Here is an 11,983-nt window from a genome sequence, read left to right as displayed (position 1 = left end):
CGCGGTGCAGACCGCGCGGCTCGACCCACCCCGGATCCACAGCCCCTTTGTGCTGGGCGGCAAAATCGCGACTATGACACTCGAGGGGCGATACGACGAGGAAGCGGGGGTTGTCCGCGTCGGCGCGGACGCGCGCCAGCGCTATCACGACGCTCGAGGCTACGGCTACCCGCTCGAGGGAAACGAGATCGCGCTCGCGCCCGTCGAGGCGGCGCACCTGCTCTACCGCGGGGACCTCGAGGCGGTCGTCGACGACGGTCAGCGACTCGAGTTCCGGGACGTGCTCGCCCGCGAGCCCGGCACCGATTTCGGGGTTCGGTTTCTGGTCTACGCCGACCTGCGCTCGAGGGGATTTTACCTCTCACCCTCCGAGGAGCCGTGGGTGACCGACCCGCCGGCAAGCGATTTTGCGGTGTTCCCCCGCGGCAAGGGACCTAATGACGGCGAGATCGCCTACGCACTGCAGGTGATCGGCGAGCGAACCGATATTCCCGCGGGAGCGCTCGAGGAGAGCGTCCTCGCCGTGGTCGACGAGGAGAGCGAGATCACCTACTTCGACGTGAACCCGCGAAATCCGGCGGGGAGTTCTGCGACGGCCGAGCCGGACCGCGGGATCGACGCCGACCTCCTCGCCGACCGCGTCGTCGTCTGGGAGCCGCCCGCGGATCTCTACGAGACGACGTTCTACGGCCAGCCCCTCGAGGGCCGGGAGTACGACCGACCGACGCTGCAGTGTTCGTTGCTCGAGGCGGCCCACCTCGCGGATCGGGATATACTCGAACTCGAGCCGTCGGTCGTTCGCGAACGGGGTCGGGAAGTCGAAGGCGAGCGCTTCGATCGACGGCTGACAGTGTACAAGACGCTCCGCGAGCGCGGCGTCGTTCCGAAAACTGGCTACAAGTTCGGTGCGGACTTTCGGACCTACGCAGAGGTGGAGTCGGTCGACGATCTGGGTCACTCCGAACTGCTGATTCGGGTGCTTGCGGACGATCACGTCTTCGAACCTCGAGACCTCGCGCTGGACGTTCGGCTCGCCCACGGCGTCCGGAAGACGATGGTGTTCGCGCTCGTGGGTGACGGAGCGGGATTGGATGAATGCGACGAGGTTGAGTGGTGGTCGCTCGAGCGACTTACACCGTAACAACGTGTGTAACGGACTGTCTACTGTACTGTAGTGAGAGTGCCCCACTCAGGAACAGCCATCGTGCTGGCAACACTGATTTCCACGTCATTCACGGGTCACTTCGATCCGCTCACGGTTCTTTTCACTCACCGTTCGCTGTCGAGACCCAGCTTCGCCGCGTCCCGCTCTCCCCGTTCATGTTCCGAAACCCTCACTTCGTTCGGATCTCGCGCTCCCCAGCCGACTCGTTCGCTCGCTTGGCTCACGGTGGTTCGAGAGACCGTCGGTCTCTCGTCACTGAGCTGAGCAGAGCTCAGCGAGGTCCAAAAGAGCGTTTACGCTCTTTTGAAGATCACGAAACGGGCTGCCGTTTCGAACGACTTCGCCGTTCGCTGTTCCGCGACGCTTCGCGTCGCGCTCCGCTCATTCGTCCACTGGAAGACGCTTCGCGACTTCCAAGCCGTTCGGTTACGGAGTGACCGAAGACCTCGCACGGCTGTCGATCGTGGTTCGCCGCGTTGGAACCACGATCGAGTGCGCGTCACTGCCAGGTGTCTGGTCGATCACGTCGAATCCACCACGAAGCCGAAGCCTTTTGCGCGCTGGCGCGCCAACACGGTGATAATGACCGGAGACGATCCACTCGAGGAGTCCGGGGAACCGAGAACGGACGGCGGTGAGCGATCTCGTGGATCGCGATCCTCGTCGGAGCGGAGCTCTGACGGTGGAACCGCAGGTGCGGATAGCGAGGGATCGAAGATTCCTCGAACAGACGGTGGAGCCGTCGACGACGTTGCACTGGACCCGTGGGGTTCCTCGAGCGTCTCCGACTACCGGAACCTGTTCGAGGAGTTCGGGATCGAGGAGTTCGACGAGATTCTTTCCGAAGTTCCGGATCCACACTACCTGCTGCGTCGGGGCGTCATTTTCGGCCACCGGGATTATCGACCCGTCGCCGAGGCGATGCGCAACGACGAGCCCTTTGCGGCGCTTTCGGGATTCATGCCGACCGGCGACCCTCACATCGGCCACAAGCTGGTGTTCGACGAGATCATCTGGCACCAACGGCAGGGAGCCGACGCGTACGGGCTCATCGCGGATCTCGAGGCCCACTCCGCGCGCGGGCTGACGTGGGACGAGATCGACGAGCACAGCCGGAACTACCTCCTCTCCTTGCTCGCGCTCGGGTTCGATCCCGAGGAGGGTGAGCTCTACCGGCAGTCGACCAACCGCGAGGTCCAGGACCTGGCGTTCGAACTCGGCGCGGAGGCCAACTTCTCCGAGTTCGAGGCCATCTACGGCTTCGACGGCGAAACCGACGTTTCGCACATGCAAAGCGTCGTCACCCAGATGGCCGACATCCTCTACCCGCAACTCGAGGAGCCGAAGCCGACCGTCATCCCCGTCGGCCCGGATCAAGACCCCCACGTTAGGCTCGCTCGAGACCTCGCCGAGCGGATGCGGTTTTTCAAGGTCTCGAAGGCCTACGCGAGCTTCGAACTCGACGACGAGGAACGCGAACTCGTCGCGGAGTTCTACGACCGCCTCGAGCCAGCGGACTTCGACGACGACACGCTTCGCTGTGTCCACGTGGCCGACGAACTGGAACGGACGCCGCTCGAGGAACTCGACGTTCCGGCCGACACCCTCGGCTCGGTCGTCTCGAAGCTCACTGAAGCCGGGAAGGAACCGGTCCGACCGCGAACGCGGTTTTTCAACCGGCGGGCGACCGAAGCGGCATTCGAGGCGCTCATCGATTCGATCGAGGGCGAAAAACGCGTCTACGAGAGCCACATCGACGCCTTCGACCTCGACCTCGAGGGAGCGAAAGCCCTCGCCAAGGAAGTCGAGGTCGACAACGGCGGCTACGGCTTCCTCCCGCCGTCGTCGATCTACCACCGATTCATGACGGGACTGACGGGCGGAAAGATGTCCTCGTCGATCGAAGCTTCGCACATCTCCTTGCTCGACGATCCCGAAGCGGGCTACGACAAGGTCAAATCGGCGACGACGGGCGGGCGCGAGACGGCCGAAAAACAGCGCGAACTCGGCGGGAGAGCCGACGAGTGTCCCGTCTACGAACTGTACGCCTACCTGCTCGCAGGCGACGACGACGAGTTCGCGAAGGAAGTCTACGACGAGTGCGTCGGCGGCGAACGGCTCTGTGGCGGGTGCAAGGAACAGGCCGCCGAGTTGATGCAAGAATTCCTCGCGGACCATCAGGAAAAACGGGAGGAAGTCGAAGACTTACTTGAGCAAGCGGACATCGAACTCGAATCGCCACGACGCGGGTAATCTCGCTCGAGCCGTCACTCGTTTCGGTCGGGTGCGGACGCTGCTTCGGTCGACCGCCGGCACTTTTTGTCGGACCGTGTGGCCGTCCCGCAAGGTTTTTGCTCGAACCGGCTCACTTTTCGGGTATGGCAACCGAATCCCACGTTCGTGCCAGTGTCACTCGCAAGCCACAGCGGTCGATTTCGGGATTCGGCTTCGCTTTTTTCCGGTGAACATCGGTGGACGCCCGTAAGGCTCTACCAGGCCTTGCAAGTCGAAACCGACCGAACCGAGTCGGAACCGCTAACTGACCGACCCACAGCCATTGAAGTAAGCGAATGAAACTTCCACACGCACAGGCCGCGGTCGTCGAGACCGCGAGCGCAGACGAGGCACAGTCCGTCGAGGCCCTCGCTGCGGCCACCGATCTCCCCACCGAGACCGTCACCGGCGCGGTCTTCGAACTCGAGGAGGAACGGCTGGTCGCGCTCGAGGAGCGCGTCGACGAAACGGTATCGATCACGGAAGAGGGCCGCGAGTACGTCGACGATGGCCTTCCAGAGGTCCGTCTCTACGAGGCCGCACTCGAGTCTGGCGCGGACGACGACCCCGTTTCGATGGGGCAGGTTATCGGCGCGTCCGGTCTCGAGGGACAGGCGGTCGACATCGCACTGTCGAACTACGCTCGGAAGGGATACGGCTCGATTGACAGCGGCGAGATCACCGCCGACTCCGACGCCGATCCCGACGCGGATTCGGAGGCCAACGCGCTCGAGGAGATCGCGGCAGCGACGGGAGCCAACGACGGAGCAACGGGAGCCGACGACGCCGCGGACGACGCCGGATCGTCGCCCGCCGACGCGCTCGAGGCCGACGAGGAAACGATTGAGGGACTCGAACGACGAGACCTGCTCGAGCGGAGTGAAACGACCGTCCGGTCCGTGACGCTGACCGAACTCGGCGTCACGGAGCTGATGGCGGGGATCGAGACCGCCGAAACCGTCGGACAGGTTACGCCCGAACTGCTGACCAGCGGCGACTGGGAGGACGCCGATTTCGCCGAGTACAACGTCGAGGCCGACGCGGAACCGGAGCAGGGCGGCAAGGTTCACATCCTCCGACAGACCGCAGACCGCGTGAAAGACGTCCTCGTCGGCATGGGCTTCCAGGAGATGGAAGGCCCCCACGTCGACGCGGACTTCTGGATCAATGACTGCCTGTTCATGCCCCAGGATCACCCCGCACGGACCCACTGGGATCGGTTCGCTCTCGAGCAACCGACTCATATCGACGACTTACCGGCGGATCTCGTCGAGCGCGTCGAGCGCGCCCACCGCGAGGGCGTCGGCGACGACGGCGAGGGCTATCACTCGCCGTGGGACGAAGACTTCGCGCGTGCGCTCGCGCTTCGCGGACATACGACATCGCTTTCGGCGCGCTATCTCTCCGGAGAGGAGATCGGACGATTAGAGCCGCCACAGCGCTTCTTCAGCGTCGAGAAAGTGTACCGAAACGACACGCTCGACCCGACGCACCTCCTCGAGTTCTTCCAGATCGAGGGTTGGGTGATGGCCGAGGATCTCTCCGTGCGAGATCTGATGGGTACCTTCGAGGAGTTCTACGCCCAGTTCGGGATCACGGACATCGAGTTCAAGCCACACTATAATCCGTACACGGAGCCGAGCTTCGAGCTGTTCGGCACCCATCCGACGACGGGCGAACTGGTCGAGATCGGTAACTCGGGTATCTTCCGCGAAGAGATGCTCGAGCCACTCGGCGTCGAGTGTGACGTGATGGCTTGGGGGCTCGCCCTGGAGCGCCTGCTGATGTTGATGTACGGCTTCGAGGATATCCGCGACATTCACGGGACGCTGTGCGATCTGGAACTGCTGCGAGAGACTGAGGTGACCTACTGATGCCAACGGTCGAAATCGACCCCGACGAACTGCGCGAGTTGACCAACGCCGACGAAAAGAGCGATGACGACCTGATCGACGACATGTTCGCGCTCGGCCTCGAGTTCGAGGGCCGAACCGAGGACGACGAGTTCGAACTCGAGTTCGCGCCCGACCGGCTCGACCGGCTTTCGGTCGAGGGCGTCGCTCGATCCCTTCGTTACCAGTATGGCGACGACCGGGGCGTCTACGTGCCGAATACGAACTCCGCGGAGTGGACGATCATCGTCGACGAAGCGGTGCCCGAGGAACGACCCTACGTCACGGGCGCGGTCGTCCGCGGCGTAAACTTGGACGAGGATGCGCTCGACTCGCTCATCCAGTTGCAGGAAAAGCTCCACGCGACGATGGGCCGCAAGCGCGCGAAAGGAGCGATCGGGATTCACGACCTCACCATGCTCAAAGGGAGTTCGGTCGGAGACGCCGACTCGAGCGTTCGCTACACTGGCGTCGAACCCGAGGGGGACAGCTTCGTTCCGTTGGACGCGGACCGGGAGATGACTCCGGCGGACGTCCTCGAGGATCATCCAACGGGAGAAACCTACGCCGACCTCGTTCGCGATGCCGAACGCTACCCGGCGATTTACGACGAACTGGGGCTGTTCTCGTTCCCGCCGGTGATCAACGGTCGGCGAACTGAGGTTACGACGGGCTCTCGAGACCTGTTCGTCGAGTTGACCGGCACCGATCAGTGGACGATCGACAAGATGTGCGCCATCATCTGCTACGCGCTGAGCGCTCGCGGCGGCACCATCGAGGAAGTGAGCGTCGAGTATCCGAATCACGAACTGATTCGTCCTGATCTCTCGACGGAGACCAAAACCGTAACACACGACCGCGTCGAGACGATTCTCGGCATCGATCTCGATCCCGAGGAGGTTATCGATCTAGCTGAACGGGCGGGACTCGAGGCCGAAACGGCGGAAGCCGACGGAGGGAGAAGCGTCGAGCGAGCCGAACGCGACGACCACGACCGCGAGGATCTCGTCTACGAGATGACGATCCCGCCCTACCGCGTCGACGTGCTCCACCCGATGGACCTGATCGACGATCTCGGCCGTGCCTACGGCTTCAACGAACTCGAGCCGCGCTATCCCGACGTGGGGACCGTCGGCGGTCGTCACGAACGGAGTCGGCTCGAGGATGCGACTCGGCGGAGTCTCGTCGGTCTCGGCTTCGAGGACCTGCTGAACTTCCACATGATCAACGAGGCGGAGAACTTCGATCGCATGGCGCTCCCCGCTGACGGCGGCGCCGGCGAGCGTGCCGAAGGCGAGGCCGTCTACGGCGCCGGCGAGCCGGCGACGATCAAGGAACCCTACAGCGAGGACTACACCATGCTCCGAACGTGGGTGCTTCCCTCGCTCGTGATGGTCCTCGAGCGAAACACCCACCGCGCGTATCCACAGGATCTCGCCGAAATCGGCTTCGCCGCTGAGGTCGATGAGTCCGAAAACACGGGCGTCGCCGAGCGACGGAGCGTCGGCGGCGTGCTCGCGCGTCACGATGCGGCCTACGAGGACGCAAAGGGTCGACTCCAGACGCTCGTCCGAGATTTCGGCGCTGAACTCGAGACGCCCCCAACTGACCATCCGTCGTTCATCGACGGCCGAACCGCCGCGGTCGTCATCGACGGCGAAGAAGTTGGCGTCATCGGCGAACTCCACCCGAAGGTGCTCGTCGAACACGACCTCGAGGTGCCCGTGGCGGCCTTCGAGTTCGATCTCGAGGCGCTGGACTGAGAACCCTTGAACTGAGACAGTCTCTGTTGATTGGATGCGGTGAGGCTACGATATTCTACCGCGAGCGAGTGAAACGAGCGAGCGGGCCGAGGAACCCTTGAAGCCGCGCCAACGGCGCGGCTGAGGGTGTAACGTTGTGCTTTTAATCGAATTTTGCCGAGGGACATCGCGTTCACGCCAGCTATGTCTGGCGTGAACTCGGTAGATCGTGGTTCGAAAGACGCCTGTGGCGTCTTTCGTCACTAAGCGGGATCGAAGATCCCGCGAGGTCCGCGAACCCAAAGGGTTCGCTTGATCACGAGAGAGCGAAGCTCTCTCGAACGACAGCGCAAAACTTCGTTTCTAGAAATTGTGTTCGACTTCCTCCTCGTCGGCTTTCTGAATGATAATCTTTCCGTCCCGAACACGGACGAAGACCTCGTCGCCGATATCCATGCCCGCCACCTCGAGTTCGTCCTCGTGGAGATTGAGGTGGACGTTGTGGTAGTTCCCGTCCTCGTCTTTGGCGCCGCTTGGACTCAACTTCTTTTTCCGGACCATCGCGGGGTTCTAACTCGAACTTCACTGCAGGATATACTTAAGTGTTTTCTACGCAATATCGATGTACCACGTCTCATACGTTGTACGTATGTGAATATATGCGACGACTTTCACGCCTACAATCAATTGGTGAACGGTGTTGGCGTGACGAGTTCACTTAAAGATACCGGCGCAGTCGGTCGGTTTTGGGGGATATCTTTATGTCGGACCGTGTGCTGAATTGACACGGAGGGAAAAACCATGGTACGTGAAGATGGTAAGCGGAACTTTGCACTGCGCGCGTCGAACGGAAACGAGGAGAGCGTCTTCTCCGGGAACACACCTCGGCAAGCTGCACTGAAAGCAGCGCGGCGACTCGAGCCCGGCTCGAGTGAGGATGCCGCCGAGCGAGTCGAACTCCGACTTCGAGAGAAGGGGACGGACAAAGTCCACATCTACAACGGCTGGGCCTGGGAGGAAACTGCCCCGGACGACAAGCCGGACTGGATGCCGGACGAGATCACGGAAGCGAACGTGGCCAAGCAAGGAATCGAACACCTCGAAGAATAATCGATGGTCGGAGATTCTCGGCAGCCTACTTCTCGAGTGATAACCAACAGGAGACGGTAGCACTCGGTTGCTAACGCGAAGTGTACGGTACTGGCAGATCTGTAATTCGCGCCGAGTTCGTGACCGTCTGTCCAGTTCTGTAAGATCATAATACAGCCTAGTGCTATGGCTATCTCGTAGTATTGTTCTATCTGGGTAATAAGTACGTTTATAGGTTCTTGACTGCCCATGATTGGATAGTATATGAGTCCGTTCGTTCACCAAATCTGCGGTAAAGATGGTGATTGTTTATCAGAGGTGTGGTCAGGTCGTGTACCGACTTCGTCGGAAAGGCCTGCTCGATCGGCAGCAGAGCGGGTACGGACCTCCGGTACTGAAAGTTGGCCCTCGCACTCGCCGAACGGATCGCGTGAGGTGGCCGTATGATCGCTCCGAAGTGGAAGAACCTGATACTCGCGACGGCGATGTTCAATCTCGGGTTCGTTATCTGGTTCTCGTTCGCTCCGTTCACGGGCGATATCGCCGACGAGTTCGGCCTCTCGGTGGCTCAGCTCGGGGTCGTTTCGAGTGCGGCCGTTATTGCCGTTCCGCTCGGACGCATCCTTGTCGGGCCGTTTACGGACCGGTTCGGTGCACCGATGATTGCCGGGATCACCCTCGTGGTCGTCGGCATCTTCTCGATCATCAGCGCGTTTTCCCAGACCTACGAGGTGTTCGTCGGTTCGCGAATCATTGCATCGCTGGCCGGCATTACGTTCGTCATCGGGATCCAACACGTCGCTCAGTGGTTCGAGGAGGAAAACCTCGGACTTGCTGAGGGGATCTTCGCCGGCGTCGGCAACGCCGGTGCGGGACTGGGCGCGTACTTCACTCTCCCGCGGCTTTTTGGCGAGGGGTACACGGGGCCGCTCTTTGCCTCGAACTGGCGAGCCGCGTTCTTCTACACCGGTGCCATCGCGGTCGTCCTCGGCATCCTGTACTTCGTCCTCGGCGATGCCGCGAAGACCGAAGAACGACGACTGGCGGCCAAAAACGGCGTCAACAGACAGCAGTGGCTTTACATCGCAACCCGACACGGGGCGGTCGTCCTTTCGGCGGCCTACGTGATGACCTTCGGTCTCGAGGTCGCGATGAACGGCTGGCTGGGGACCTACTACCGCGAAGGGTTCGGGCAGGGAGATATCGTGATCGCCGCGACGTTCGCCGCGACGTTTTCGATCGCAGCCGGACTCCTTCGTCCGATCGGCGGCTACACCAGCGACGTGGTCGCTCGCAAGGAGATATCGGTCCTCCCGTGGTTCGAGGGGCGATACCGGGAACAGTGGACCTTCCTGACGCTCGCCTTCGTCGTCCTGACGATGTTCGGGATGACCGCCGCCGGATTGAGCGGGAGCATCTATCTCGCGGTGATCGCCGGCTTCTTCGTCGGCGTCGGCTGTGCGTTCTCCGAGGGAGCTATCTTCGCTCAGGTACCGGCGATGTTCCCGGATAACTCCGGCACCGTCGCGGGGGTCGTCGGGGGTCTCGGAACCATTGGTGGCACGGTCTACCCGCTCGTGTTTTCCGCTCCGTTCCTTCCGAATCTCCACGTCGGTTACGCGATCGTCGGCGCAACGATGATTCCAATCCTGGTCCTCTGTGCGTGGGTGTTCCAGCCGGAGATCGCCGAGAACGCGACCGAGGACGGCTGGTTCGTCACCGGCGACGGATCGACCGGAACCGGTTCTGCCACCGCTGCCGACGACTGACCGGACGAAATTCCCGATGGGCTTTTCCTTGCCACCCATAAACAACGGGTGATGACCGTAGTTACCCTCGGACCCGAAGGAACGTACTCACACCGGGCGGCCCAGGCGGTCGACGACGATATCGACTTTCGTCAGTCCGTAACGGCGATCGTCGACGCGGTCGCGAGCGGGGAGTACGATCGGGGCATTATCCCCATCGAAAACAGCATCGAAGGAAGCGTTACGGAGAGTCTCGACGCGATCGCGGAGTACGAAATCGCGATCGTCAGCGAGATCGTCACTCCCATCAATCACGCCCTGCTCGCCCAGTCCGACGATTTCGACACGATCGCGAGTCACTCCCAGGCGCTTGCCCAGTGTCGATCCTACCTCGAGAGCACGTATCCTGAGGCGACCCTCGAGGCCGTCGCCAGTACGGCACAGAGCGTTGAATACGCCCGCGAGGATCCGTCGGTAGCCGGCATCGCCCACCCGGACAACGCGGGCGACGGCATCGAGGTCATCGCCGACGACATTCAGGAGCAGTCTTCGAACGCGACCCGATTCTTCGCCGTTGCGCCGGCGGCGGACCGTTCGCCGGGCGGCGGCAAAACGTCGATCGTCGCCTACCCCGACGTCGACTATCCGGGACTGTTGTTGGAGTTGCTCGAGCCGTTCGCCAACCGAAACATCAACCTCACGCGACTCGAGTCCCGACCGAGCGGCGAGCGGCTGGGTGACTACGTCTTCCACATCGACATCGAGGCCGGACTCTACGAGTCCCGAACCGAGGAGGCGCTGGCCGACCTCGAGGAACTCGCGGAGAACGGCTGGGTTCGCCGGTTGGGGTCGTACGACACCCAACACGTCGTCGAATAGCGCGACCGACGGGTACCGCAAACTGTTTTCCGCGCCTCCGAGTAGGACCGAGCATGCCACTTTCGGAGGGAACAGCAGTTCAGGCCGTGAGTGCGACCGATCAAAACGGCGACGAGCGCCGCCTCGAGTTCGCCGAGCCGACGGTACTGTACTTCTACCCGCGTGACGCGACGCCGGGCTGTACGACGGAGGCGCGACAGTTCGATCGCGAACTCGAGAGCTATCGCGATGCGGGCGTCACCGTCTACGGCGTCTCGACCGACGATGTCGACTCCCATCGGGAATTCTGCGAGGCGGAAGGCCTCGAGTTCGACCTGTTGGCTGATCCCGAGGGCGAACTCGCGGACGCCTTCGAGGTCGACCGGAGCGGCGGCGCGGCCGCCCGCACGACGTTTTTCTTGGACAGCGGCGAGGTGAAGACGGTCTACGAGAACGTCGACCCGGACGGCCACGCTCGAGCGGTGTTGGGCGACGCGCTCGAGGACGGGCTGGTGACGCTGCCCGAGTAGCCTCGCGTTATCGGGTACGTCACCGTTCCCGATGGTAGCGGCGGCTGTCACGTTCTGTCGTCAGTTGACGGGCAGAATTTATTCTACTCGAGCGCGTACGACGAGCTATGCGACAAAACCCGTTCGACGATCTCGAGGAAATGCTCGACCGAATCAGCAAGCAGGTCGAAGAGGGGATGATCGGCGGCGGCGGCGGCCTCCAAATCCCCGGCTCGGTCGCCGTCGACGTCGCCGATCACGGTGAGGAGTTCGTCGTAACGGCGGATCTCCCGGGCTACGAAACCGACAATATCGAGCTCACGCTCTCGGAGGGATCGCTTCGACTCGAGGCGACCCGCGAGGACGAAACGGCGTTCGAAGAGGGCGAGTACGTCCGTCGCGAGCGGACGAGCCAGTCGGCGAGTCGGCGGATCCGTCTTCCGGAGCCGGTCGACGAGGAGGCGGTTTCGGCGACCTTCACCAACGGCGTGTTGACGGTGACTCTGCCGAAGGTGAGCGGAGACGACGAGTCGAAACAGATCGATATCGAGTAACGAATCGAACGCCAGCAGGCTCGAGGACGGCCGAGCCGACGAACCGTTCGGGATTCTCCCGAACGAACCGATGAGTTTTGGTGCAGCGTTTTGCTTGAAGCGATCGACCAACGACAGGAGAAACCAACAGTGACAGCACGCAGACAGCGACG

The 11,983-nt window shown here is 62.3% G+C and carries 10 protein-coding genes; 9 read left to right on the top strand and 1 reads right to left on the bottom strand.

Features of this window, described 5'->3' with window-relative positions; translation table 11 throughout:
- The first annotated feature begins 73 nt into the window (after nucleotides 1-73).
- The 4 genes from endA to pheT all read left to right on the top strand — a co-directional run bounded on the left by endA (nucleotide 74) and on the right by pheT (nucleotide 7,094).
- Nucleotides 74-1,141 carry a tRNA-intron lyase gene (gene endA, locus ACZ5C7_RS07450; protein ID WP_464375708.1) on the top strand — a complete coding sequence of 356 codons (1,068 nt, stop codon included), beginning with the start codon at nucleotides 74-76 and terminating at the stop codon, nucleotides 1,139-1,141.
- Between the two features lie 606 nt (nucleotides 1,142-1,747).
- A complete protein-coding gene (locus tag ACZ5C7_RS07445; protein WP_464375707.1) occupies nucleotides 1,748-3,418 on the top strand; it encodes a tryptophan--tRNA ligase in 1,671 nt (556 codons plus the stop codon).
- A gap of 317 nt (nucleotides 3,419-3,735) precedes the next feature.
- Nucleotides 3,736-5,313, top strand: coding sequence for a phenylalanine--tRNA ligase subunit alpha (gene pheS, locus ACZ5C7_RS07440; protein ID WP_464375706.1), 1,578 nt, complete (start codon nucleotides 3,736-3,738; stop codon nucleotides 5,311-5,313).
- Nucleotides 5,313-7,094, top strand: coding sequence for a phenylalanine--tRNA ligase subunit beta (pheT, locus tag ACZ5C7_RS07435; protein ID WP_464375705.1), 1,782 nt, complete (start codon nucleotides 5,313-5,315; stop codon nucleotides 7,092-7,094). The genes pheS and pheT overlap by 1 nt, the downstream gene beginning before the upstream one ends.
- A 342-nt stretch (nucleotides 7,095-7,436) precedes the next feature.
- Here the strand turns inward: pheT and ACZ5C7_RS07430 are convergent, their stop codons facing one another.
- Nucleotides 7,437-7,634 (bottom strand): SymE family type I addiction module toxin, encoded by a 198-nt coding sequence (locus tag ACZ5C7_RS07430; protein WP_283836521.1) that lies wholly within the window; start codon nucleotides 7,632-7,634, stop codon nucleotides 7,437-7,439.
- A gap of 240 nt (nucleotides 7,635-7,874) precedes the next feature.
- On the opposite strand from ACZ5C7_RS07430, the gene ACZ5C7_RS07425 reads away from it, so the two are divergent.
- The 5 genes from ACZ5C7_RS07425 to ACZ5C7_RS07405 all read left to right on the top strand — a co-directional run bounded on the left by ACZ5C7_RS07425 (nucleotide 7,875) and on the right by ACZ5C7_RS07405 (nucleotide 11,831).
- Entirely contained in the window at nucleotides 7,875-8,183 is a 309-nt protein-coding gene (locus ACZ5C7_RS07425) for a non-histone chromosomal MC1 family protein (protein ID WP_464375704.1), read from the top strand.
- 422 nt (nucleotides 8,184-8,605) lie between these two features.
- Nucleotides 8,606-9,931 (top strand): MFS transporter, encoded by a 1,326-nt coding sequence (locus ACZ5C7_RS07420; protein ID WP_464375703.1) that lies wholly within the window; start codon nucleotides 8,606-8,608, stop codon nucleotides 9,929-9,931.
- Nucleotides 9,932-9,982: 51 nt separating this feature from the next.
- Nucleotides 9,983-10,789, top strand: coding sequence for a prephenate dehydratase (pheA, locus tag ACZ5C7_RS07415; protein WP_464375702.1), 807 nt, complete (start codon nucleotides 9,983-9,985; stop codon nucleotides 10,787-10,789).
- Between the two features lie 53 nt (nucleotides 10,790-10,842).
- Complete coding sequence (locus ACZ5C7_RS07410; RefSeq protein ID WP_464375701.1) at nucleotides 10,843-11,298, top strand: peroxiredoxin; 456 nt, start codon at nucleotides 10,843-10,845, stop codon at nucleotides 11,296-11,298.
- 107 nt (nucleotides 11,299-11,405) lie between these two features.
- Nucleotides 11,406-11,831, top strand: a complete 426-nt coding sequence (locus ACZ5C7_RS07405) for an Hsp20/alpha crystallin family protein (RefSeq protein WP_464375700.1) — start codon at nucleotides 11,406-11,408, stop codon at nucleotides 11,829-11,831.
- Nucleotides 11,832-11,983 lie beyond the last annotated feature (152 nt).

It is taken from the genome of Halostagnicola alkaliphila, assembly GCF_055379965.1.
This window is presented reverse-complemented; position numbering and strand designations above follow the sequence as displayed.

Bases quoted from the DNA above. Each gene is read 5' to 3' on its own strand.
- ACZ5C7_RS07445 (WP_464375707.1), top strand. From the start codon at position 1,748: ATGACCGGAGACGATCCACTCGAGGAGTCCGGGGAACCGAGAACGGAC.
- pheS (WP_464375706.1), top strand. From the start codon at position 3,736: ATGAAACTTCCACACGCACAGGCCGCGGTCGTCGAGACCGCGAGCGCA.
- ACZ5C7_RS07430 (WP_283836521.1), bottom strand. From the start codon at position 7,634: ATGGTCCGGAAAAAGAAGTTGAGTCCAAGCGGCGCCAAAGACGAGGAC.
- endA (WP_464375708.1), top strand. From the start codon at position 74: ATGACACTCGAGGGGCGATACGACGAGGAAGCGGGGGTTGTCCGCGTC.
- ACZ5C7_RS07420 (WP_464375703.1), top strand. From the start codon at position 8,606: ATGATCGCTCCGAAGTGGAAGAACCTGATACTCGCGACGGCGATGTTC.
- pheA (WP_464375702.1), top strand. From the start codon at position 9,983: ATGACCGTAGTTACCCTCGGACCCGAAGGAACGTACTCACACCGGGCG.
- ACZ5C7_RS07405 (WP_464375700.1), top strand. From the start codon at position 11,406: ATGCGACAAAACCCGTTCGACGATCTCGAGGAAATGCTCGACCGAATC.
- ACZ5C7_RS07425 (WP_464375704.1), top strand. From the start codon at position 7,875: ATGGTACGTGAAGATGGTAAGCGGAACTTTGCACTGCGCGCGTCGAAC.
- pheT (WP_464375705.1), top strand. From the start codon at position 5,313: ATGCCAACGGTCGAAATCGACCCCGACGAACTGCGCGAGTTGACCAAC.
- ACZ5C7_RS07410 (WP_464375701.1), top strand. From the start codon at position 10,843: ATGCCACTTTCGGAGGGAACAGCAGTTCAGGCCGTGAGTGCGACCGAT.